We start from the raw sequence: 24,054 nt of genomic DNA, 5'->3' as shown, positions 1-24,054 counted from the left end.
TGATTAGCCGATTTTGTTACGTTGCGCGAATGTGTAAAGATCCATCAGTGATTTACATTCTAATTTTTCCATCAGGCGACTTTTATAAGTGCTGACAGTTTTGTTGCTGATGAACATTTTTTCAGCAATGTCATTATTATCCTTGCCATCAAGAATATACCGCATGACACTAATTTCTTGTTTCGATAAGGAGTCGAGTTTTTGCTGGTCGGACGTTAAACTTCCAACAAACCGGTTGAGAGAGAAGGGGAAATAGCAGTAGCCATTTTTTGCAGCTTCAATAGCCGCAATGATATTGTTCATGCCTTCTTTTTTACTCACGAATCCATTAGCGCCAGCATCAGCACAATGTTTCCCGTAAAAATGGTCATTTTTAGCGGAGACAATAATAATAATTCCGCTATATTGGCGCTTCCTCAGCGTTTCTAACACCTGGATACCGTTAACTCCGGGGATATCGACATCAATGATGACGATATCAGGCTTAAGTGTTTCCACCCGCTGAACGGCGCTTCCCCCTTCAGTCAACTCCGCTAAGATTTCAATATCGTTTTTGATCAATAAATTACGAATTGCTGCGATAGCAAGAGGATGGTCATCAATAATTATTGCGTTCATAGATTATTCCCTTTGCAATGAAGCATCTCCCTTCTCCCTGTAGTAATACAGACATAAGGCGTCATCTCATTTTCTCAATAAAAATAAGAAAATCTGAGCTTCCTTTAAGATAATTCGACAAGTATACCATATAAATAGTCGGCATAAATGAAATGTCAACAATAAAATCAGGGATTATACCGATGATTTATAGTTTCAAGTTAGCACTATAAGTCTTCTCACTAATCCTACAGGCGTAAGAATTGTATTGCAAAAGCCACGGTTTAGTCCTCTGTTGTTTTTTTTGCACCTCATTTAAATTAGGCCTCCAACGTTCCTGGGATAATGTGCAACACATGCACTGTGTTTGATATGAAGAATGAATGCTCTTTTCATTCAATTCATAAATTTCATCTATGAGAAATGAGAGATAATAGTGGAACAGATTAATTCAAATAAAAAACATTCTAACAGAAGAAAATACTTTTCTTTATTGGCGGTAGTTTTATTTATTGCGTTTTCAGGTGCCTATGCCTATTGGTCAATGGAATTAGAAGACATGATTAGTACAGATGACGCCTATGTCACGGGGAATGCAGATCCAATTTCTGCACAAGTCTCAGGTAGTGTCACTGTCGTTAATCATAAAGATACGAACTACGTTCGACAAGGTGACATTTTAGTTTCACTGGATAAAACTGATGCCACTATCGCACTCAATAAAGCTAAAAATAATCTGGCAAATATTGTTCGGCAAACGAATAAACTATACTTACAGGATAAACAATACAGTGCCGAAGTCGCTTCAGCACGTATTCAGTATCAACAATCTTTAGAAGATTATAACCGTCGAGTGCCGTTAGCGAAGCAGGGGGTTATTTCAAAAGAAACGCTGGAGCATACCAAAGATACGTTAATAAGTAGCAAAGCGGCATTGAATGCCGCTATCCAGGCTTATAAAGCGAATAAAGCTTTAGTAATGAACACACCATTAAACCGTCAGCCACAAGTCGTTGAAGCGGCGGATGCAACTAAAGAAGCCTGGTTGGCGCTTAAACGTACGGATATTAAGAGTCCGGTTACCGGCTATATTGCCCAGCGAAGTGTTCAGGTCGGCGAAACAGTGAGCCCCGGACAATCGTTAATGGCTGTCGTACCGGCACGTCAAATGTGGGTTAATGCCAACTTTAAAGAAACACAACTCACGGATGTACGGATTGGTCAATCGGTCAATATTATCAGCGATCTTTATGGTGAAAATGTTGTGTTTCATGGTCGGGTGACAGGGATCAATATGGGAACCGGCAATGCGTTCTCCTTATTACCTGCACAAAATGCGACAGGGAACTGGATCAAAATCGTTCAGCGTGTACCGGTTGAAGTTTCTCTTGATCCAAAAGAACTCATGGAACATCCCTTGCGTATTGGTTTATCGATGACAGCAACTATTGATACGAAGAACGAAGACATTGCCGAGATGCCTGAGCTGGCTTCAACCGTGACCTCCATGCCGGCTTATACCAGTAAGGCTTTAGTTATCGATACCAGTCCGATAGAAAAAGAAATTAGCAACATTATTTCGCATAATGGACAATTTTAATGGCAATCACTAAATCGACTCCGGCACCATTAACCGGTGGGACGTTATGGTGCGTTACTATTGCATTGTCATTAGCGACGTTTATGCAAATGTTGGATTCCACTATTTCTAACGTCGCAATACCGACAATATCTGGCTTTCTGGGAGCATCAACAGACGAAGGCACCTGGGTTATCACCTCGTTTGGCGTAGCAAATGCCATTGCGATCCCTGTTACCGGCAGGCTGGCACAAAGAATAGGCGAATTAAGGTTATTTTTACTTTCAGTCACTTTTTTTTCGCTGTCTTCCTTAATGTGTAGTTTATCGACCAATCTTGATGTGCTGATATTTTTTAGAGTCGTTCAGGGATTAATGGCGGGGCCGTTAATTCCACTGTCACAGAGTTTATTATTAAGGAATTATCCACCAGAAAAAAGAACATTTGCTCTGGCATTATGGTCAATGACCGTGATTATCGCTCCGATATGTGGGCCGATATTGGGCGGTTATATTTGCGATAACTTTAGCTGGGGTTGGATATTTTTAATCAATGTCCCTATGGGGATTATCGTCCTGACATTATGCTTAACCTTACTTAAAGGAAGAGAAACTGAAACTTCACCGGTCAAAATGAATCTACCAGGACTGACCCTGTTAGTGCTCGGTGTTGGTGGCTTGCAAATTATGCTTGATAAAGGGCGCGATCTGGATTGGTTCAACTCGAGTACAATAATAATATTAACAGTAGTATCAGTTATTTCTCTGATCTCTTTAGTCATTTGGGAGTCGACCTCAGAGAACCCGATTCTTGATCTCAGTTTGTTTAAGTCCCGTAACTTCACCATTGGTATTGTGAGTATCACATGCGCGTATTTATTTTACTCTGGAGCGATCGTCCTTATGCCGCAGTTACTCCAGGAAACGATGGGGTATAATGCGATATGGGCCGGACTTGCTTATGCGCCCATCGGCATCATGCCACTATTAATTTCACCTTTGATAGGACGTTATGGCAACAAAATAGACATGCGGTTGTTAGTGACATTTAGTTTTTTGATGTATGCGGTTTGCTATTACTGGCGTTCTGTGACATTTATGCCAACGATTGATTTTACAGGCATCATTTTGCCACAGTTTTTCCAGGGATTCGCCGTTGCCTGTTTCTTTTTACCCTTAACAACGATTTCGTTTTCAGGCTTGCCAGATAATAAATTTGCCAATGCCTCGAGTATGAGTAATTTTTTTCGTACCTTGTCAGGATCAGTTGGTACGTCGTTGACAATGACGCTGTGGGGACGACGCGAATCGTTACACCATAGTCAGTTGACAGCAACCATCGATCAATTTAACCCCGTGTTTAATTCATCGTCACAAATTATGGATAAATATTATGGTTCGCTTTCAGGAGTTCTTAATGAAATTAATAATGAAATAACCCAGCAGTCACTTTCTATTTCTGCAAATGAGATTTTCCGTATGGCGGCTATTGCTTTTATCTTACTTACGGTTTTGGTTTGGTTTGCGAAACCGCCGTTTACAGCGAAAGGCATTGGGTGATGATAAAAGGAGGGGGTTATAGCGGGTAAGACCGGGGATCTTAAGTCTGCGCCATCGGCAGCATCGCTCACCCAGGGAAAGGATTGCGATGCTGCGTTGAAACGTTATTAACGGCCTTTTGCCAGATATTGATTCATCTCTTCTTCCGGCACCATTCCACCTCCCGTCGCCCACACCAGATGAGTGGCATTACGCAATTGTTCTGCGCTGAAACCGTGCATCTGTTGGTAACTTACTGATGCACACACGCGCTGAGGTCCGGCCATACCCGCCAGTGCTGAAGGTTCAAGACGAATACCTTCTTCCTGCGCCAGCCAGCCAAGCATGTCATACATGGTTTGATCGCTAAGGGTATAGAAGCCATCCAGCAGACGCTCCATTGCCCGCCCGACAAAGCCTGATGCGCGACCAACTGCAAGGCCATCCGCTGCGGTAAGGTTGTCGATACCAATATCCTGAACAGAAATCTGATCGTGTAATCCTGTATGGACGCCTAACAACATACAAGGGGAGTGCGTTGGTTCGGCAAAAAAGCAGTGAACATGATCGCCAAACGCCAGTTTAAGCCCGAATGCGACGCCACCAGGACCACCGCCAACACCACACGGCAGATAGACAAACAGAGGGTTATCAGCATCGACGATACGGCCTTGCTGGGCAAATTGCGCTTTAAGACGCTGGCCAGCGACGGAATACCCAAGGAACAACGTGCGGGAATTTTCGTCATCAATAAAGAAACAGTTCGGGTCAGACTGCGCTGCTTTACGTCCTTCCTCGACGGCAACACCATAATCTTGCTCATATTCCACGACCGTAACGCCATGGCTGCGCAGTTTCGCTTTTTTCCATGCCCGGGCATCAGCAGACATATGAACTGTCACCTTAAAGCCAATGCGGGCGCTCATAATGCCGATTGATAACCCCAGATTTCCGGTTGAGCCCACAGCAATGCTGTATTGGCTAAAGAACTGTTTAAACTCCGGAGAAAGCAGTTTGCTGTAGTCATCATCAAGCGTCAGCAACCCCGCTTCCAGAGCCAGTTTTTCTGCGTGTGCCAGGACTTCATAAATCCCGCCGCGTGCTTTTATGGAGCCGGAAATGGGCAAATGGCTATCTTTTTTCAGTAACAGTTGCCCGCTGATCGGTTGCTGATATTCTTTTTCCAGCCGTTTTTGCATAGCTGGAATGGCAACCAGTTCTGATTCAATAATCCCCCCAGTGGCAGCAGTTTCAGGAAATGCTTTTGCCAGATAGGGTGCAAAACGGGATAAGCGCGCATGGGCGTCCTGAACATCCTGTTCGGTCAGGCCAACATAAGGTAAACCTTCAGCCAATGAGGTCGTGCCAGGATTAAACCAGGTGGTTTCTTTAAGAGCAACCAGATCCTTTACCAACGGATACTGGGCGATGAGCGAGTTCATTTTAGCGTTTTCCATAGTACGTCTCTTTGCGCTTAGATGATAAATGACAGCAGGAATGTGCCCGCCAGAGCGACGACTGAAGCGATAAATGTCGCTGTCGTATAGTATTTAAATGTTTCATTGAGCGTAGCGCCGCAATATTGCTTCACTAGCCAGAAAAGCGAGTCCGTAACGATCGTGCAGCCAATTGCACCTGAACCGATAGCAATCGCAATAATTTCCGGGCTGATGTCGGGATACAGCGGCAGCACAATGATCCATATTTATATTTTCTTCTCCAGGTTGGCGATGCCAGTTGGCATGTTTTACTTACTTGCCTATATGGTTACTCGTTGGCGAGAACAGAGGCGGAATTGGGGACAATTGTCCGGGAATTATTGTTATTTTTTATTGTATTGCTGTGTCAGGTGATAGGGCGTTGGATCTCGCCAGTGACGTCTGTTTCTGCTACAGTGCCCGTTTTACGGCAAACGGCTTGGGTATGGCTTCATTAAAGGATGTCGCACGCCTGGCGGGAGTGTCGATGATGACAGTCTCCCGGGTGATGCATAATGCAGAATCTGTGCGTCCTGCAACGCGTGACCGCGTATTGCAGGCAATCCAGACCCTGAATTATGTTCCTGATCTTTCCGCCCGTAAGATGCGCGCTCAAGGACGTAAGCCGTCGACTCTCGCCGTGCTGGCGCAGGACACGGCTACCACTCCTTTCTCTGTTGATATTCTGCTTGCCATTGAGCAAACCGCCAGCGAGTTCGGCTGGAATAGTTTTTTAATCAATATTTTTTCTGAAGATGACGCTGCCCGCGCGGCACGTCAGCTGCTTGCCCACCGTCCGGATGGCATTATCTATACTACAATGGGGCTGCGACATATCACGCTGCCTGAGTCTCTGTATGGTGAAAATATTGTATTGGCGAACTGTGTGGCGGATGACCCAGCGTTACCCAGTTATATCCCTGATGATTACACTGCACAATATGAATCAACACAGCATTTGCTCGCGGCGGGCTATCGTCAACCGTTATGCTTCTGGCTACCGGAAAGTGCGTTGGCAACAGGGTATCGTCGGCAGGGATTTGAGCAGGCCTGGCGTGATGCTGGACGAGATCTGGCTGAGGTGAAACAATTTCACATGGCAACAGGTGATGATCACTACACCGATCTCGCAAGTTTACTCAATGACCACTTCAAATCGGGCAAACCAGATTTTGATGTTCTGATATGTGGTAACGATCGCGCAGCCTTTGTGGCTTATCAGGTTCTTCTGGCGAAGGGGGTACGAATCCCGCAGGATGTCGCCGTAATGGGCTTTGATAATCTGGTTGGCGTCGGGCATCTGTTTTTACCGCCGCTGACCACAATTCAGCTTCCACATGACATTATCGGGCGGGAAGCTGCATTGCATATTATTGAAGGTCGTGAAGGGGGAAGAGTGACGCGGATCCCTTGCCCGCTGTTGATCCGTTGTTCCACCTGATATTATGTTAACCCAGTAGCCAGAGTGCTCCATGTTGCAGCACAGCCACTCCGTGGGAGGCATAAAGCGACAGTTCCCGTTCTTCTGGCTGCGGATAGATTCGACTACTCATCACCGCTTCCCCGTCGTTAATAAATACTTCCACGGATGATGTATCGATAAATATCCTTAGGGCGAGCGTGTCACGCTGCGGGAGGGGAATACTACGGTAGCCGTCTAAATTCTCGTGTGGGTAATACCGCCACAAAACAAGTCGCTCAGATTGGTTATCAATATACAGCCGCATTCCAGTGCCGAGCTGTAATCCGTAATGTTCGGCATCACTGTTCTTCAGCGCCCACTGCAACTGAATCTCAACTGCTTGCGCGTTTTCCTGCAAAACATATTTATTGCTGATTGTGCGGGGAGAGACAGATTGATGCTGCTGGCGTAACGACTCAGCTTCGTGTACCGGGCGTTGTAGAAGTTTGCCATTGCTCTCTGATAGCTCGCGCGCCAGCGTCATGCAGCCTGCCCATCCTTCACGTTTTGAGGGCATTGGCGATTCCCACATATCCATCCAGCCGATAACAATACGCCGACCATCCTTCGCTAAAAAGCTTTGTGGTGCATAAAAGTCATGCCCGTTATCAAGTTCAGTAAAATGCCCGGATTGTGCAAAAAGTCGTCCTGGCGACCACATTCCGGGTATTACGCCACTTTGAAAGCGATTTCGGTAACTGTATCCCTCGGCATTCATTCCCTGCGGGGAAAACATCAGATAATGCTGATCGCCAAGGCTGAAAAAGTCCGGACATTCCCACATATAGCTTTCACCCGCATCAGCGTGGGCCAGTACGCGATCGAAGGTCCATTCACGCAACGAACTGCCGCGATAAAGCAGGATCTGCCCCGTGTTGCCTGGATCTTTCGCCCCGACTACCATCCACCATGTGTCGGCTTCACGCCACACTTTAGGATCGCGGAAGTGCATGATTCCTTCTGGTGGAGTGAGGATCACACCCTGTTTCTCGAAATGAATACCATCCCGACTGGTAGCCAGACATTGTACTTCGCGAATTGCATCGTCATTACCTGCACCATCGAGCCAGACGTGTCCGGTGTAGATAAGTGAGAGGACACCATTGTCATCGACAGCACTACCTGAAAAACACCCGTCTTTGTCATTATCGTCTCCTGGCGCTAACGCAATAGGCTCATGCTGCCAGTGGATCATATCGTCGCTGGTGGCATGTCCCCAGTGCATTGGCCCCCAGTGTTCGCTCATCGGATGATGTTGATAAAACGCGTGATAACGATCGTTAAACCAGATCAGGCCGTTTGGATCGTTCATCCACCCGGCAGGAGGCGCGAGGTGAAAATGGGGATAGAAAGTGTTACCCCGGTGCTCATGAAGTTTTGCTAGGGCGTTTTGCGCCGCATGCAATCGAGATTGCGTCATTTTAATCATCCTGGTTAAGCAATTTTGGTGAATTGTTAACGTTAACTTTTATAAAAATAAAGTCCCTTACTTTCATAAATGCGATGAATATCACAAATGTTAACGTTAACTATGACGTTTTGTGATCGAATATGCATGTTTTAGTAAATCCATGACGATTTTGCGAAAAAGAGGTTTATCACTATGCGTAACTCAGATGAATTTAAGGGAAAAAAATGTCAGCCAAAGTATGGGTTTTAGGGGATGCGGTCGTAGATCTCTTGCCAGAATCAGACGGGCGCCTACTGCCTTGTCCTGGCGGCGCGCCAGCTAACGTTGCGGTGGGAATCGCCAGATTAGGCGGAACAAGTGGGTTTATAGGTCGGGTGGGGGATGATCCTTTTGGTGCGTTAATGCAAAGAACGCTGCTAACTGAGGGAGTCGATATCACGTATCTGAAGCAAGATGAATGGCACCGGACATCCACGGTGCTTGTCGATCTGAACGATCAAGGGGAACGTTCATTTACGTTTATGGTCCGCCCCAGTGCCGATCTTTTTTTAGAGACGACAGACTTGCCCTGCTGGCGACATGGCGAATGGTTACATCTCTGTTCAATTGCGTTGTCTGCCGAGCCTTCGCGTACCAGCGCATTTACTGCGATGACGGCGATCCGGCATGCCGGAGGTTTTGTCAGCTTCGATCCTAATATTCGTGAAGATCTATGGCAAGACGAGCATTTGCTCCGCTTGTGTTTGCGGCAGGCGCTACAACTGGCGGATGTCGTCAAGCTCTCGGAAGAAGAATGGCGACTTATCAGTGGAAAAACACAGAACGATCGGGATATATGCGCCCTGGCAAAAGAGTATGAGATCGCCATGCTGTTGGTGACTAAAGGTGCAGAAGGTGTGGTGGTCTGTTATCGAGGACAAGTTCACCATTTTGCTGGAATGTCTGTGAATTGTGTCGATAGCACGGGGGCGGGAGATGCGTTCGTTGCCGGGTTACTCACAGGTCTGTCCTCTACGGGATTATCTACAGATGAGAGAGAAATGCGACGAATTATCGATCTCGCTCAACGTTGCGGAGCGCTTGCAGTAACGGCGAAAGGGGCAATGACAGCGCTGCCATGTCGACAAGAACTGGAATAGTGAGAAGTAAACGGCGAAGTCGCTCTTATCTCTAAATAGGACGTGAATTTTTTAACGACAGGCAGGTAATTATGGCACTGAATATTCCATTCAGAAATGCGTACTATCGTTTTGCATCCAGTTACTCATTTCTCTTTTTTATTTCCTGGTCGCTGTGGTGGTCGTTATACGCTATTTGGCTGAAAGGACATCTAGGGTTGACAGGGACGGAATTAGGTACACTTTATTCGGTCAACCAGTTTACCAGCATTCTATTTATGATGTTCTACGGCATCGTTCAGGATAAACTCGGTCTGAAGAAACCGCTCATCTGGTGTATGAGTTTCATCCTGGTCTTGACCGGACCGTTTATGATTTACGTTTATGAACCGTTACTGCAAAGCAATTTTTCTGTAGGTCTAATTCTGGGGGCGCTATTTTTTGGCTTGGGGTATCTGGCGGGATGCGGTTTGCTTGATAGCTTCACCGAAAAAATGGCGCGAAATTTTCATTTCGAATATGGAACAGCGCGCGCCTGGGGATCTTTTGGCTATGCTATTGGCGCGTTCTTTGCCGGCATATTTTTTAGTATCAGTCCCCATATCAACTTCTGGTTGGTCTCGCTATTTGGCGCTGTATTTATGATGATCAACATGCGTTTTAAAGATAAGGATCACCAGTGCGTAGCGGCAGATGCGGGAGGGGTAAAAAAAGAGGATTTTATCGCAGTTTTCAAGGATCGAAACTTCTGGGTTTTCGTCATATTTATTGTGGGGACGTGGTCTTTCTATAACATTTTTGATCAACAACTTTTTCCTGTCTTTTATGCAGGTTTATTCGAATCACACGATGTAGGAACGCGCCTGTATGGTTATCTCAACTCATTCCAGGTGGTACTCGAAGCGCTGTGCATGGCGATTATTCCTTTCTTTGTGAATCGGGTAGGGCCAAAAAATGCATTACTTATCGGAGTTGTGATTATGGCGTTGCGTATCCTTTCCTGCGCGCTGTTCGTTAACCCCTGGATTATTTCATTAGTGAAGTTGTTACATGCCATTGAGGTTCCACTTTGTGTCATATCCGTCTTCAAATACAGCGTGGCAAACTTTGATAAGCGCCTGTCGTCGACGATCTTTCTGATTGGTTTTCAAATTGCCAGTTCGCTTGGGATTGTGCTGCTTTCAACGCCGACTGGGATACTCTTTGACCACGCAGGCTACCAGACAGTTTTCTTCGCAATTTCGGGTATTGTCTGCCTGATGTTGCTATTTGGCATTTTCTTCTTGAGTAAAAAACGCGAGCAAATAGTTATGGAAACGCCTGTACCTTCAGCAATATAGACGTAAACTTTTTCCGGTTGTTGTCGATAGCTCTATATCCCTCAACCGGAAAATAATAATAGTAAAATGCTTAGCCCTGCTAATAATCGCCTAATCCAAACGCCTCATTCATGTTCTGGTACAGTCGCTCAAATGTACTTCAGATGCGCGGTTCGCTGATTTCCAGGACATTGTCGTCATTCAGTGACCTGTCCCGTGTATCACGGTCCTGCGAATTCATCAAGGAATGCATTGCGGAGTGAAGTATCGAGTCACGCCATATTTCGCTATCAGGATTCTGTGTGATGGTTACATCGCCCGGCCCAGGGCTGTTTAGTCATCAGCGCTTTCTGACAGTGCTGAGATTTCAACCTGTTGCAGTAAAAATGAGTAGATATAAGGCAAGTGTGCTGCCAAACCCATCTTTTACGGGGTGAAGGTAGATTTCGTTTGAAGGGTATCTGGTGTCCCCTGCAGACATCTACTTGAAGCAGCAGGGGATTGATTGGAATGGTGTTTTTTAGATGTGAAAAATATTTTACCCGCTATTTTACCCATTGGCGCGGCTTAAGAGCTTATTTTTGAATTCACAATGGTCACGATATAACCATCTTGCTCGCCCGTGGATAACTTTGGCTTTTGGCAGGTCGCCGGACTTAATCCGGTCGTAGATGAAGGTTTTACCGAAGCCAGTATCGGCCATGATGAATTTCAAATCAACCAGTGAATCAGGCTGTAGTTCGTGTTGCATGAGTGCTATCTCCGAATAGGGAATCGAACCTGCAAATCAGGCAATAAAAAAACCGCATTGATGCGGCGATGGTATGTCTGGATATCTTGAGAAATGAACTGGCCTCATCGAGTGTGAGGCTGTGATTAGTCCTTGCGTAACTCGCTAATTCTTCTGTAAGTCTCTGGTGCTTTGTTTCCGTGTATCTTCATTTCAGACTTCAACAGAGCAACGAGGGAATCCCATTCGTTGATGATGCCTTTGAATGCCGGAACGCGCTTTGCAACCTTGTCGAATGAATCTCTGATTTCTGGAATCTGCTCAACAAGTGCAACGCATCGCCGGAAGTCTGCTGCGTCATGTGGAGCGCCGAAGTGATGACCATAGATATTCTTTTTCAGTCCACATGCGATTGAGGCAAGAGTTGCGCTACTGATGCCAACATCGCCAGTCGATTGCCATTTCAAAACCTTCATAGCCAAATCTGACATTTCTTATCTCCATAAAACAAAACCCGCCGTAGCGAGTTCAGATAAAAGAAATCCCCGCGAGTGCGAGGATTGTTAGTTGCGCTCTGCTGCTGCCTTAGCCATTACCATATCCACCCAATTTCACCAGACATGATTCTCGCAATCACTATTATCACCAAAGTGATAATCACAACTTTAACTGGCGGCATCATTCACTCCCTGCGGCGGTTCTGGTAGCGGCATCCAGTGTGACGGTTTCCACGACGCACCAGGAATTATCCACCCATTATTAGCGTCAGGATGCCCGGGGATGTAAGTAGCCCATTTCATTCGCCAGTCACCTTTCCTGTCAAACTCCACGGCAACAAGAACGGCTGTTTTGGTATCCGGCATTCGCTCACTACAGCTTATCCAACCATCCGGAGTTACCGGAGAATTGCCATTTACCAAGTCAGCTCGAACATATAGCGTGTCATCATGGTGCTGATTGTGGCTGCACCACGTTAATTCGCTTAACTCGCCATCTTCTGGCCATACTCCAGCTGTTTGCAGCCAGATATGGGCTGGCGCATCCTGGCAAGGTGTATTAACTGGAAACTTGTAAGTTTGGCTTACAGGTTGGCTACCCTGAAGCATGGCAGCGTGGCAGGCATACTCAACGCCCTTACCACAGCGTTCATGGATATGGGATTTCGAGCAGCCACTGATAACCGATAATGGTGCAGAGCAGGCCGTGAACAATTTTTTAAACAAGATTGGCGCCGGGGATATGGTAACCGACCCATCCTGGACTAATACCGCCAATGCTCTTGGCAACACGCCTCTCGGGAGCTCTGTATCGGAAGCAATAACCGGCCTATTGGGTAAGTTGGGGGTAGGGCCATGACAACCCAGAATTATCCGTTTACCGGCAATGATCGTCAAAGCATGACATTTACACCGATCCTTGATGGTACCGTCTATAACTGCCAGGTTAAATGGAACATTGCCGGGCTGAGGTGGTATGTCCTCATTACAGATGGCTCTGGGAATACCATTCTAAATACCCCGCTCGTTGGCTCCGAGCTTAACGGTGGAATAAATATTATCTCCGGAGTGTTTAATTCGTCCTCCATGTACTGGCGCGAACAGAATGGACTGATTGAGGTAAACAGTTCATGAGATATTATGATATTGAGATAACCATTCCTGCTGAAGGTGCCTCTCCGGAAAGAACGATAAAATACAGTAGCCATAAGAACGGAGTTTACAACCCCGGCGCCCTGATGATTGAGTTTGATATCCTCAGGTACGGTGAATCGACTCCCCAGGGCGAAACTCACCTGACCATCTGGGGTATTGGCCCAAAAGAAATGCAGCAGGCTCGCCAGAATTTTTTTGGCAAAAAAATTAAAATATTCCTTGGGATGAAAGACGGGCTGCCATTGGCTGGCAAGGTTACCGCACCAAAACTGGTATTGGATGGCGTGATAAATCAGGTCTTTGGTAACTGGCAGGGTATTGAGTTACGACTTGACTTCATAATCGTGGTTGGTCCTGTCCAGAACGTGCCAAATAACAAACCCGTACCCCTTCCTTTAACCTTTGACTGGAAGGAGGGGCAGAAGCTTTCTGTAGCCCTCACGCAGTGTTTTATGAACATCAGAGGGTATACGTTCAATATCAACATAAGCGACCGGCTAATCCTTAATCATTACCGGGGGCTGTTTTGTGATGACATTGTCACCCTGGCCAAGGACCTTAATGCTTTTTCACGTTCCAGAATTCGCGATAGCGGGTACTCTGGTGTAGAGATCGCAATAGTGAATGGTAATGAGATCCGGGTATGGGATAACGATTATGATAACCACCCGGATAAGACTTCTGTTTCCAGCGCCGTAGCCAGAAGCAACAGCCCAACCCAAATAGATTTCAAGGATTTGATAGGGCAGCCGACATGGGTGGCATTTAACACAATCAGCATGGCGTGCGTAATGCGCGGTGATATTCAGGTTGGCGATCACATCCTGATGCCTAAAAAAAGCACTCCGTTGATACAGGCCTCTTCGTATTCTCAGTATCGAGAAGACTCTGCCTTTACTGGCGACTTTATTGTGAACTCCGTTCGCCTGTTAGGGAATAGCAGGCAACCAACGGCAGAGGCATGGGTAACAATTATTGAGGCTTCCCCTTTCATTAAGGCAGGTAGTGCATGAGCATCGACAACAAGCTTAATTTTGCCTCAAGCATGAACAGGTTTACTGAAAGAAAGATTGAAAATGCGCTTCAAAAATCAGGGAAAGTTCTTCCGGCGAGCGTGGTTAAGCAAACTGGGAATATGATCACCGTCTCCTTCGAGCTAAGGGATATCCCATATGTTTTGCCGCAAGTGACTATCCCCTTATTTGGCCCTCAATATATTCGTTACCCTATGCAGCCGGGAGATAAGGGGATTGTTATCCCCGCAGATACTTACATTGGCGGGGTTAGCGGTCAGGGAGGCGGCATTGCAGATATGACTCCGCCAGCAAACTTAAGCGCCCTCGTTTTTTTGCCGATCAGTAATACCGAGTGGCAGGGTGTCGACGGACAGGTGGTGACGGTATACGGTCCGGAGGGTGTAACGCTGCGCGACAGCGGCAACAACACGACGTTTCTCCTGAAGCCTGACAGCATCGCTATTTCCACACCTGACAGCTTCACCGTCACCGTTGGCGGGACAGTTTTTTCACTGACCGGTAGCAAATGGAGCCTTTCAGGAGAGGCAGGGCATCTGCAGGATTCAGTGGCCAGTACCAGCCCGGCAATCATGCACGCCGGATGGCAGTCGCTTCTGGCCTGGCTTAACAGCCATGAGCATTCAAACGGCAACGATGGAAATGATACCGGGGGGCCGACTTCAACGTATAACGGGAGTATCACCGAGTGAGAACCTATGGCCGAAACTCTGAGGGGAAGTGGGTCCTGGTGGAAACCGACGAATATGGGTTTAATGACTCGGTGTATTTGACGACCCTGATCCAGAATCTGAAACTGGCGCCGCAGGAGTCGCCATTTTATGCGAACAACGGAATCCCGGCCGCCGGGTCGGTGATCCAGCAAATCCTGCCGACGTATTACGTAAACCGTATTCAGAAACAGTTCAGCCAGTATTTTTCCTCGCTGCAGATTGCGCTGATCAGCGACGACCCGCCTGTTTATAACATCTCGGCAATCACAAATGCAGGTTCAAAAATAATTACACAGGTGGCCGTATGAGCGATTTACCAGTCAGCTATACGTCAGCAGGCCCGGTTCCTCTGACGCCGGAAGAGCTACGAGCACAGCTCGTTTCTCAGGCAATTGCGCTATCTCCGGGACTCACAACTGATTTGCCTGGATCTCTGATTGAGGACGTGGCCAGTACCGATGTCGGCGCGCTCATCGTTTGTGATCAAGCAAGGGTTGACCTGATTAACTCGGTGGGGCCACTAAAGGCTAACCTGGCCATGCTGGAGCTTCTCGCACAGCAGGCTGGTATTCCTGGGCAGAAAACGGCTGGCACAACAACAGTCCCGGTTCAGTTTTCCGGCCCCGCGGGATTTGTTATCCCACAGGGGTTTATTGTTTCTGATGGGACCTATACCTATTCAGTCAGTGATGCGACGATTATCTCGTCGTCTGGAGTATCTGCCAGCGTATCATGCGAGGGAACGGAGACCGGGACCTGGGCGGTGCCGGTAAATACGGTTAACCAGATCATATCCAGTCTACCGTCTGACGTCACCATCACCTGCACCAACCCGATCGCCGGCACTCCGGGTGCTGACCCGGAAACGAACTATCAGTTTCGTGATCGCGTATGGCAGGCGCAGATGGCCACCGTTCAGGGATATCCTGGATTTATCCGGCAATATCTCACCAGCCTTGATAACGTGCAGGCGCGCCTGGTTTCTGTCATTCAGGACGGGGATAAATGGATAGTCATGTGTGCCGGCGGTGATATTTACGATATTGCTGGCGCGCTCTATAAGTCTGCGGGGGATATCAGCCGGCTGAAAGGGTGTTCACTGAACGTAACGGGGATCACGAATGCAAATCCTGGTGTCGTCAGCACAGACCTGACTCATGGTTACACTGACGGCCAGGTTATCCGGATCACTGGCGTTACCGGGATGACGGGTATTAATGACGTCCCTCTGACCGTGACGGTACTGTCTCCTCACACGTTTTCCATCGGGATTGACACCACGTCATCCGGGACCTGGGGAGGCGGCGGCGAGGTGACACCGAACGTCAGAAACAATACCGTGACGGTGAATGACTGGCCTGATAACTACGTGATCCCGTTCGTGACGCCATTGCTGCAGCGGGTCACTGTGACGTATCAGTGGGGGACAGAAAGTGTTAACTACCTGACAGATGCCACGGTCGCCTCTCTGGTCTCGGCGCCTACGATTCAGTATGTGAACGGCATATTCGCCGGGAAACCGCTGAACGTTAACAACCTGAAAGACGCATTCTTACAGGCGATTAACTCGACAATCGACATGGGGCTGATCAGCACTTTAAACGTCGTGGTCACCATCAATGGTGTGATAACACCACCGGATGCCGGGACGAATATCATCAGCGGCGATAAGTTCAGTTATTTTTATATCGCGTCGGATGGCGTGATCGTAACAGGGGCGTAGCATGCTGGACGATATCATCCGGTCGTATATGTATACGCAATACAACGACGATGAAAATCTGCGGGCGTTTTTTACTGCGTATAACTCGATGGCGCAGGGCATTTATGACTGGATGGTTAATGCCAACCTGCCGATTTTCATCGGTGACTACAACACCGGAGATCAGCTCCGGTGGATTGCCCATGGCATCTATGGCGTTTTGCCGCCGGTGATTTCCAGCAGCGATCAGCAGGAGATAGGCCCATATAACACCTTCGAATTTAACCAGCTGGCATTCAATGAGTACCGGGTGATTGACCAGTCAAACCAGGTTGTTGTCTCTGATGACCTTTTTAAGCGGATCATGACCTGGAATTTTTACAAAGGTGACGGCTTCTATTTCTCTATCCCATGGATAAAGCGGCGTATTCTGCGGTTCCTTTTGGGAGTGAATGGCACCGACATTCTCAACGACCAGCGATGGAGTATCTCGATCCAGTTTGTGGATGGCGGTATCGTGATTTCCATCTATAAAGGGCGCCGCATGTTCACGCGGAGCGCTATCTACAATGCATCGGCCTATAACTCCAGGAAGTACAACCAGAAGGACACGGCCTTTGTGATCACTGAGGATTTCGAGTTCGCCATTTTTTTCAAGCAGGCCATGGATAGCGGCCTGCTGCACATGCCGTTTTACCAGTCAGTCACGGTTGAGATATTTGATTAGGTTTTTATCTCGATTATCTATTGTTATATACAGATGTGATTTAACGCTCTGACAAATTATATACAGCACAACTATTGATAAAAACAAAATGGATGACATTTTTATCATATCTATTGGCGGCATTCCTTGCTGAAAAAGAAATCCAAATAAAATAATAAGCAAGGCGCACGAAAGGAGTATTAATAAAGTAGATAGAGTTCCTAAAAGTATTTTTAAAATAGCAATAGAAGCATTATTCATAATATTCACCATTTAAAAGGCCGCGCTTGCGGTTTTTTTATTGCCTAATCCCGGAGGATACATGGCACTAACCCTTTTGGCTACAAACAACGCAGAAAGCACGCTGGCTTCTGCTATCAGCGCAACCGACACGTCGCTGATCGTTAGCGCTGGAACTGGTGCCGAGTTCCCTGATGCTGTGGCAGGCGAGAGTTACTTTAAGCTCACTCTCACCGATGCCGCCACCGGCTCACAGGTTGAGATCGTGAACGTGACAGCTAAGGCCGGAGACATCTTCACGATTGAACGTGCGCAAGAAGGAACGCTGGCGCGTGCGTGGGCGGCCAACGACATGGTTGCCAACATGATGACGGCGGATACGCTGAACATTATCGCTCAATATGCCCAGCAGGCAGCTGCATCAGCAGATCAGGCAATTGAGGCTGCTAATAACGCCTCTGAATACGCAAAGAACAAATACACATTCTATAAAACTGCCAGTGATCCTGATGGGACCATTGCAGGGCTGGCAGCAACTACTGACGGCCAGTCGTTCTGGGTAGCCCAGGGGCCTGATGCGCTTTCTGCTGCATGGCAGTATCAAAACAATGCTGGCGTGGCTGTGTTACAGGCTAAGCAGCCAGGTACAGCTGCTGTAACTGGGACAATTCGCGAATTCCCTACGCTGGCGGCGGCGCAGGCTGATGCAGACGCTGGTAATATTAAGACGGGATCATCATGCTGGATTGCAAACGAGAACTTTATCACCGCTGATGAATATATTAATAACAATGGAGTGCTTGGGAAGACAGGCCGCTCTATTATTTCAAAGGAATATGTTGAGCTCTTAATTTCACAGCAAGTATCCAGGATAATGTCCACTGGAGCATCCACAAACATTAGCGGATATCCTGATACAGCATGGGCATGGGTTGATAAAGAAGGAAAGTCGACAAGCGAAATACTCAGCGACGGAACCACGAATCTCGCTGCGTTATTGCTTGGGGACAAAATTGAATTTGTGACAGATGATGGTGGCGGCATTCTATGTCAGTTGAGGGGTGAGGGTACCCTTATATTTAGCATTTCTACATCAGGGGTTGTTACATTTGGCGAGCAAAAGACATGGATTAGTGATGAAACATTTTTTGACGGGTATACAAAAGCATGGATGGATGCAGAAGGTAAAGTTTACAAAGTTGAATATCCGGACGGCTCTATCGAAGATGCTATGTCAGGTTCGAGCGGCGGAGACGCCTCTGAGTTCCCCATGGTTGCTTCAGTTGATGGGAATATCATTGCGGTGGATGGTAGCAATGTAACTCAGATCACGAACGACACCGGGGTCTCAAATATTGCTCCTGTAGCATTCGCTAAATTTCTTCGTTTTCTTTCCAACATTAGTGGTAGCTTCCTAACTTATAGATCGACTTATGACGGGAATTATCGCGCGCGTGAGTCATTACGCTACCTTATTCATGTGATTATAACCGGGCAGTCTCTTGCTGCTGGCGGCTCAACGCAGGCACAAAGCCCTGTGACGACTTCAGCGCAGGCAGATTACGGCATACTGGCTTTTGGTACCGGCCCGAAAGTCGATTTTAAGTATGATACTTTGAATGAGTCGCTACTTGGAACCGTTATCCCATGCCGGGAGAATGTTGGAACGCGGCCTGGTCAGGAGTCGCCATCAAGCGGTATGGCTTTTAAAATTCATGAGCTTACCGGGGACACTGTGCTGGTTTCCGATGCGTGCTCATCAGGTACTGCAATTGCAGACATTTCATCTGGAACAGCGACTTTTACCGGTGCAACGAAAATGATTCAGGCAGCTGTGGACATGGCTGAGAATCTGGGCATGCAGTATGTTCCCGTAATGGTGCTCATCCACGGAAACCAGAATGCGGCTGCCGGGACATCAATATCCAGTTATCGTGCCGCAATGGAGACTCTCCGTGCTCAGTACGAGTCTGTCATTAACGCGGCAACAGGAGAAAGCCAGTCGCTTCACATGTTTGTCGGCCAGCTATCCAACATAATCCCCTACGGCGGTACTGCTGGCACTACGAGAACCAATAACATCGGTATCGCGCAATACCAGGAAGCCCGTGATAATGCGTTAATTCATCTCGCCAGCGCACAATATGCCCGCCCGTATTCTGACGGGGAGCATCTGACCAGTGCTGGATATCGGACTGAAGGCGAGGTTATTGGCTCGGTTGTCGGTGGGTGGCTGAATGACAATACAAAATCCTCGCTTGTGCCAATAGAGTCTGGTGTTGTGCAGTCCGGAACCACAATCACTATTCCAGTGGCGGGTTGTGTTGGTGATCTCGTGATTGACACCTCGAGGGTTACCGATCCAGGCAACTACGGCTTTGTCCTGACCGGGGCCACCATTGCTTCGGTAGCCGTCAGCGGCAGCGGAACAGCAGCAAAAATAGTTATCACCAAGACCGATTCGACCACTGCGACAGCGATATCTTACGCAAGCCAGGGGATTGCCGGACAAAACCCCGGTCCTGTAACTGGTTCACGCGGGTGTATCAGAGATTCCCAAACAGGGACGTCACTATCAGGCCTGCCTCTTTATAACGACCTCGCTGTTTTCTCATTTTCGTTATAGGACTATCAAATATGAGTACACTGGTTTATCAAAATACCGGAATAGTTGCCACCAGATATCTGAAGAAATATCCATTTCCCAATGATATAACGCAACTTCCATCGCTAATCCCGGGAATCATTCTACAGGCTGATTTTGATGTAAACGATTCGGCGTCCTTAACCAGAAACCGGGTAGGCGCTGCCATGTCTGTTGTTGGCTCACCTGTTCTTGGTGATTATGGAGTCAGTCTCACTGAGGCTAACCACCTGGATACAAACATCGACATAGCAGCATATAACGGCAGCGATCTGACAATGGTGACAATAGCTGTCCATCCAGGGGTAATTGGTGCTGTTGTGGGCCGGGTGCAGATGAACGCGCCACAGCGTACTCGTGGTACACAAACTACGGATACAGCGTGGAGAGCTAAATGGTTGACTGCAGCAGGTGCAGCACAACAGGCCGACCTTATCCCGTCTACTGCCGTAATTGATGGCGAAATGGCAGTCAGTCGGTTTGTGCGAGACAACGGTAGCGGATCAATGCTGACTAAGCTTGATCTGCCACGCACATCACAGTCAGCAACCCGCACCGCAGCGACGACTCCTTATGCTGTACCTTCGTCAAAAATTCTGCTGGGCGGTTCTGTCGAGGGAGCCACGACTGCCACTATCTTCATGCGGGCATGCCTGATTGTATCCAGGGCAATAACGGATGCTGAAATGGCAACTATTTACACCTATTACAAAAATTATTATCAGCTGAAAGGCAAAAACATTTAAGGAGTGCATATGGCTGGCTATATTGCGGATTATCAGGCGACAAAAAACGGTCAGGTAATTTATTCAGGAACGCTTGCTGTTGAATCAGAAGGAAATGATGCAGCGATAAAAGAGGCTGTGATGGCTGAGCTGAATGCAATAAATATGAAATTCGGTGGTGGAATACCTGATGCTGTCACAGTTAATTCATGGTCTGCTGAATAATCAAAACGTTAGCACAGAAGCGTGCATTGATAGCCATGGGCTATATTGATCTTCTCTCCTCATAAAACTACTGTATATAAAAACAGTGTTTATCGGAGGGCAGATCATGCACCGTCAGTCAGACATCAATCAGGCATTCCGCGAGTCGGTATTGCGCAACTCCAAAGGCTACCAGTACCTGCACACAAAGGATTTTGTGTCAGCGCTGCGCAGGCTTGGGCTGCACTTTACCGACGCAGAGGCTAATGCGTGGATATCTAGAGAGCAGACGTACTTTGTCGACAAAACCACCGACCATAGCGAAAACCGTTTGTGGATGATGGCCAACATGGGGAGGGTGATCTAATGGGATTCCCTTCACCAGCGACGGACTACGTTGAGCAAAGGTTGTCTGTTAACTCGATCTGCAATGTCGGCCCAAACACGCTAGTTTTCGAGCGATCTGGCGGTTACGTTGTGCTGGATATCTCCCTGAAGCCAAAGCAGGGTAGTCAGGTTCTTATCCAGCACGGCGGCGGGACGGAGCTTGCCACGCTGAGAGGAAAGTCACTGATTACTGAAGATGGTGAAGCGATCGAGGGCGAAGCCCTGGACGATGTTACTGTCATCGGCGTCGTGACGTTTACTATCTGCGATGTTCGTTCCGATAATTCTATTATTTAACTGGGGTATATATGGCGCTGAAGCTATTAGCCAATAATAACGCAAAGAGTGTTCTCGCTGCGGGTATTAGCGCGTCCGCTACCGTTATTACCGTGGGTACTGGAGCTGGGTCTTTATTCCCATCCCCTGTATCTGGGCAGAGTTATTTCAAATTAACGATAACCGACGCGGCCACGAAAACAATTTCTGAAATTATGCACGTCACGTCTGTATCCGGTGACGTGATGACAGTAATTCGTGGTCAGGAAGGAACTACGGCACGCGTATGGTCAACGAATGACATTGTCGCGAATTTAATGACCGCCGGATCATTGTTGTCGTTCCTGCAGATCAGCAATAACCTGTCAGAAATTAAAGATGCCGGTGAGGATGCGATAAATGAAGCCCGTTATAACCTCGGAATATCTGATTCCTCTGGTTTTGTCGGGCGTTCACTTGGCACTCCAAAAGCTTTCTATGCAAACGGAACCTATACGCGATCTCCTCTGGCCCGTTATGCAAAAGTAACGTTGACCGGTGCCGGTGGCGGCGGTGGCGGCTGCCAGGCCTCCAACAATACAGAAACCTTCTCCGGTGCTGGCGGCGGCGCGGGCGCGACCATTATCGTATGGGTTGACCTGTCTGCTGCCAGTTCTTATGCGATTACTGTCGGCAAGGGTGGTAAGGGCGGAGTTGGCGCAGTAAGTGGTGCGGATGGTGGTGCTACCTCGTTTGCCAGCCTGTTCTCAGCTCCTGGCGGGAAAGGCGGCGTGAAGTCAGGCGTGTCCAATACCGCCGGCGGCGCCGGAGGTACGGCGGCGACCGGAGATATCAGGATCAACGGTGGTACCGGCTCAGATGGACAGACAGGCTCAAGCCTTCTGACGGGCAACGGCGGGGCGTCGTATTTTGGCGGCGGTGGCCGGGCGGGTTCTCAGGCCGGTATTGCTGGCGCAGCTCCCGGATCCGGTGGTGGTGGCGCGTATGACCTTGGGTTTACCGGTACGGCATTTACCGGTGGTGATGGTGCTACTGGCATGGCGATCGTGGAAGAATTCGCGTAATGGCTTACACTCCTGCACGACCATCGATGTAATCCGCCCACCACTGCATCATTTCTCTGCGCTTATCGAGATACTGAGCATGGTTGTAAATACCGCGCACAGATCCGCCGTTGGCATGTGCCAGCTGCACTTCAATAGCGTCAGCAGGCCATTCGTGCTCGTTCATAATCGTGCTGAATTCATGCCTGAATCCGTGACCGCTTTCCAGACCTTCATAGCCGATTTGTTTGATCACAAGCAATACCGCGTTCTCGCAGATTGGCTTCTTCTTATCGTTGCGCCCGGCAAAAACAAACTCTGAGACTGGTTTGGTGATTGAGCTTAGCGTAGTGAGAAGTTCAACCACCTGGTCTGACATCGGTACTACATGGATCCTTCGTCCTTTCATCACACTGGCGTCGATGGTGATAATCCTGTTTTCAAAATCGACGTTCTTCCATAGCATGGAACGAAGCTCTTTCGTTCTTAGGGCAGTGTAGCGTAAAATCTTGGTGGCAATGAGCGATACGATACTTCCTGAAAATGTTGCCAGTGCTTTGTTGAATGCCGGGATCTGGTCTGCAGGAAGAAACGGGAAGTTCTTCTTGCGGTATCCCTTCATGGCGTCAGCAAGGTCAGGTGCCGGGTTATATTTAGCCCTACCGGTGACAATAGCGTAACGGAAAACCTCGCCGCATCTTCTGCGTGCTTTGTTGGCTCGCTCCATTGCACCGCGATCTTCAAATCTGCGGATTACTTCCAGCAGTTGCATCGGCTCAATATCCTGAATCTCAAGACCGCCGATGATGGGTAAAATGTCGTCATCAAACATTTTTGCAAGTTCAGTTGCATAGCCTACAGACCAGACTTGCTTCTTGTGCTCGTACCATTCCTTGTAAATCGCACTAAAGGAATTGTTGTTAGACGAAGCCTTTTTCGCCTTTACCGGATCGATACCAACCGAGATGTCTTTCCTCGCAGTCCATGCTTTATCCCTTGCCTCCTGCAAAGTCATAAGCGGATATTTTCCGACAGTCAGGATTTTCTCCTTACCGTCAATCTTGTAGCGAAGCTGCCATACCTTTTTCCCGGATACAGGGACATAAAGGTACAGGCCATTACCATCGAGAAGGCGATATGGTTTTTCTTTCGGCTTTGCTGCTTCAATCTGCTTAACGGTGAGCATGGGTAAAAATCCGGTGGGTAAAATTATTTTATCCACTTTTTACCCGTCATGGAGTGCGGCTGTCAACGATCTGACGCGAACCATGACGAACTGCGAATCTACGGAAGGCTTGATATTCAGGGGATTTTGCGGACTGGTACGGATGGGCGCGAACTGATAAATGGTGTCCCCTGCAGGAATCGAACCTGCAATTAGCCCTTAGGAGGGGCTCGTTATATCCATTTAACTAAGAGGACAATGCGGCATGAGTATACCCGCTAATGGACTGCGGGGTAAGTACGCTGCCGCTCGATTGCTTAAACCCTCGCCA

23 protein-coding genes, 1 tRNA gene and 2 pseudogenes are annotated in these 24,054 nt (G+C 47.9%); 17 read left to right on the top strand and 9 right to left on the bottom strand.

The features are described from left to right. Window positions 1-3 precede the first annotated feature (3 nt). Complete coding sequence (evgA, locus tag RTW80_RS02000) at window positions 4-618, bottom strand: acid-sensing system DNA-binding response regulator EvgA (protein WP_000991370.1); 615 nt, start codon at window positions 616-618, stop codon at window positions 4-6. A gap of 415 nt (window positions 619-1,033) precedes the next feature. Here evgA and emrK point away from each other — a divergent pair, with 415 nt between their 5' ends. Then, complete coding sequence (emrK, locus tag RTW80_RS01995) at window positions 1,034-2,197, top strand: multidrug efflux MFS transporter periplasmic adaptor subunit EmrK (RefSeq protein ID WP_000435166.1); 1,164 nt, start codon at window positions 1,034-1,036, stop codon at window positions 2,195-2,197. Further along, window positions 2,197-3,735, top strand: coding sequence for a multidrug efflux MFS transporter permease subunit EmrY (gene emrY, locus RTW80_RS01990; RefSeq protein ID WP_001018713.1), 1,539 nt, complete (start codon window positions 2,197-2,199; stop codon window positions 3,733-3,735). Before emrK ends, emrY begins: the two co-directional genes overlap by 1 nt. Window positions 3,736-3,842: 107 nt before the next feature. Here the strand turns inward: emrY and dsdA are convergent, their stop codons facing one another. Together dsdA and RTW80_RS01980 are read right to left on the bottom strand one after the other, a co-directional pair. Further along, window positions 3,843-5,171, bottom strand: a complete 1,329-nt coding sequence (gene dsdA, locus RTW80_RS01985; RefSeq protein ID WP_000426426.1) for a D-serine ammonia-lyase — start codon at window positions 5,169-5,171, stop codon at window positions 3,843-3,845. A 17-nt stretch (window positions 5,172-5,188) separates the two neighbouring features. Further along, window positions 5,189-5,407, bottom strand: a pseudogene (locus RTW80_RS01980) (D-serine transporter DsdX); the annotation flags it as partial. Window positions 5,408-5,637: 230 nt separating this feature from the next. On the opposite strand from RTW80_RS01980, the gene RTW80_RS01975 reads away from it, so the two are divergent. Next, complete coding sequence (locus tag RTW80_RS01975; RefSeq protein WP_001315771.1) at window positions 5,638-6,633, top strand: LacI family DNA-binding transcriptional regulator; 996 nt, start codon at window positions 5,638-5,640, stop codon at window positions 6,631-6,633. 7 nt (window positions 6,634-6,640) lie between these two features. Here the strand turns inward: RTW80_RS01975 and cscA are convergent, their stop codons facing one another. Then, a complete protein-coding gene (gene cscA, locus RTW80_RS01970; RefSeq protein WP_000194515.1) occupies window positions 6,641-8,074 on the bottom strand; it encodes a sucrose-6-phosphate hydrolase in 1,434 nt (477 codons plus the stop codon). A 215-nt stretch (window positions 8,075-8,289) separates the two neighbouring features. Here cscA and RTW80_RS01965 point away from each other — a divergent pair, with 215 nt between their 5' ends. Together RTW80_RS01965 and RTW80_RS01960 are read left to right on the top strand one after the other, a co-directional pair. Further along, window positions 8,290-9,204: an aminoimidazole riboside kinase gene (locus RTW80_RS01965; RefSeq protein WP_001274887.1), complete on the top strand. Its 915-nt coding sequence runs from the start codon at window positions 8,290-8,292 to the stop codon at window positions 9,202-9,204. A gap of 71 nt (window positions 9,205-9,275) precedes the next feature. Continuing rightward, window positions 9,276-10,523 (top strand): oligosaccharide MFS transporter, encoded by a 1,248-nt coding sequence (locus tag RTW80_RS01960; protein WP_001197023.1) that lies wholly within the window; start codon window positions 9,276-9,278, stop codon window positions 10,521-10,523. 529 nt (window positions 10,524-11,052) lie between these two features. Here RTW80_RS01960 and torI read toward each other — a convergent pair. The 3 genes and pseudogenes from torI to RTW80_RS01945 all read right to left on the bottom strand — a co-directional run. After that, the gene (gene torI / locus RTW80_RS01955) at window positions 11,053-11,253 is read right to left on the bottom strand and encodes a response regulator inhibitor TorI (RefSeq protein WP_001163428.1); all 201 of its coding nucleotides are present in this window, start codon (window positions 11,251-11,253) and stop codon (window positions 11,053-11,055) included. Window positions 11,254-11,378: 125 nt separating this feature from the next. Further along, window positions 11,379-11,723, bottom strand: coding sequence for a hypothetical protein (locus tag RTW80_RS01950; protein WP_059338120.1), 345 nt, complete (start codon window positions 11,721-11,723; stop codon window positions 11,379-11,381). Window positions 11,724-11,897: 174 nt separating this feature from the next. Further along, window positions 11,898-12,371: pseudogene (locus RTW80_RS01945) on the bottom strand (DUF551 domain-containing protein); the annotation flags it as partial. Window positions 12,372-12,584: 213 nt separating this feature from the next. Here RTW80_RS01945 and RTW80_RS01940 point away from each other — a divergent pair. The 12 genes from RTW80_RS01940 to RTW80_RS01885 all read left to right on the top strand — a co-directional run bounded on the left by RTW80_RS01940 (window position 12,585) and on the right by RTW80_RS01885 (window position 22,579). After that, window positions 12,585-12,863 (top strand): hypothetical protein, encoded by a 279-nt coding sequence (locus RTW80_RS01940; protein ID WP_025269765.1) that lies wholly within the window; start codon window positions 12,585-12,587, stop codon window positions 12,861-12,863. Then, window positions 12,860-13,897, top strand: a complete 1,038-nt coding sequence (locus RTW80_RS01935; RefSeq protein ID WP_032082995.1) for a hypothetical protein — start codon at window positions 12,860-12,862, stop codon at window positions 13,895-13,897. Before RTW80_RS01940 ends, RTW80_RS01935 begins: the two co-directional genes overlap by 4 nt. Continuing rightward, on the top strand, window positions 13,894-14,610 hold the full coding sequence (locus tag RTW80_RS01930) for a hypothetical protein (RefSeq protein WP_059334153.1): 717 nt from the start codon (window positions 13,894-13,896) through the stop codon (window positions 14,608-14,610). The genes RTW80_RS01935 and RTW80_RS01930 overlap by 4 nt, the downstream gene beginning before the upstream one ends. Continuing rightward, the gene (locus RTW80_RS01925) at window positions 14,607-14,939 is read left to right on the top strand and encodes a hypothetical protein (protein ID WP_001352219.1); all 333 of its coding nucleotides are present in this window, start codon (window positions 14,607-14,609) and stop codon (window positions 14,937-14,939) included. Before RTW80_RS01930 ends, RTW80_RS01925 begins: the two co-directional genes overlap by 4 nt. Next, complete coding sequence (locus RTW80_RS01920; RefSeq protein WP_021518673.1) at window positions 14,936-16,354, top strand: ubiquitin-activating E1 FCCH domain-containing protein; 1,419 nt, start codon at window positions 14,936-14,938, stop codon at window positions 16,352-16,354. Before RTW80_RS01925 ends, RTW80_RS01920 begins: the two co-directional genes overlap by 4 nt. A gap of 1 nt (window position 16,355) precedes the next feature. Then, window positions 16,356-17,060, top strand: coding sequence for a hypothetical protein (locus RTW80_RS01915; protein ID WP_053274351.1), 705 nt, complete (start codon window positions 16,356-16,358; stop codon window positions 17,058-17,060). A gap of 301 nt (window positions 17,061-17,361) precedes the next feature. Next, window positions 17,362-19,905 carry a hypothetical protein gene (locus RTW80_RS01910; protein WP_312718255.1) on the top strand — a complete coding sequence of 848 codons (2,544 nt, stop codon included), beginning with the start codon at window positions 17,362-17,364 and terminating at the stop codon, window positions 19,903-19,905. 11 nt (window positions 19,906-19,916) lie between these two features. Then, window positions 19,917-20,669 carry a hypothetical protein gene (locus tag RTW80_RS01905; RefSeq protein ID WP_074523317.1) on the top strand — a complete coding sequence of 251 codons (753 nt, stop codon included), beginning with the start codon at window positions 19,917-19,919 and terminating at the stop codon, window positions 20,667-20,669. Between the two features lie 9 nt (window positions 20,670-20,678). Beyond that, window positions 20,679-20,873: a hypothetical protein gene (locus RTW80_RS01900; RefSeq protein ID WP_021543321.1), complete on the top strand. Its 195-nt coding sequence runs from the start codon at window positions 20,679-20,681 to the stop codon at window positions 20,871-20,873. A 106-nt stretch (window positions 20,874-20,979) separates the two neighbouring features. After that, complete coding sequence (locus tag RTW80_RS01895) at window positions 20,980-21,219, top strand: hypothetical protein (RefSeq protein WP_021543273.1); 240 nt, start codon at window positions 20,980-20,982, stop codon at window positions 21,217-21,219. Then, window positions 21,219-21,536 (top strand): hypothetical protein, encoded by a 318-nt coding sequence (locus tag RTW80_RS01890; protein WP_021518678.1) that lies wholly within the window; start codon window positions 21,219-21,221, stop codon window positions 21,534-21,536. Before RTW80_RS01895 ends, RTW80_RS01890 begins: the two co-directional genes overlap by 1 nt. Window positions 21,537-21,760: 224 nt before the next feature. Further along, entirely contained in the window at window positions 21,761-22,579 is an 819-nt protein-coding gene (locus RTW80_RS01885; protein WP_312718249.1) for a glycine-rich domain-containing protein, read from the top strand. A gap of 4 nt (window positions 22,580-22,583) precedes the next feature. Here RTW80_RS01885 and intS read toward each other — a convergent pair whose 3' ends face one another. Next, entirely contained in the window at window positions 22,584-23,744 is a 1,161-nt protein-coding gene (gene intS, locus RTW80_RS01880) for a prophage integrase IntS (RefSeq protein WP_312718277.1), read from the bottom strand. A gap of 161 nt (window positions 23,745-23,905) precedes the next feature. Further along, window positions 23,906-23,980, bottom strand: a tRNA-Arg gene (locus RTW80_RS01875). Window positions 23,981-24,054 lie beyond the last annotated feature (74 nt).

Source organism: Escherichia sp. AM3 (genome assembly GCF_032029835.1).
Taxonomy (GTDB): domain Bacteria; phylum Pseudomonadota; class Gammaproteobacteria; order Enterobacterales; family Enterobacteriaceae; genus Escherichia; species Escherichia coli.
Note: the sequence above shows the minus strand (reverse complement) of the source record. Positions and strands in the feature narration are given on the sequence as shown.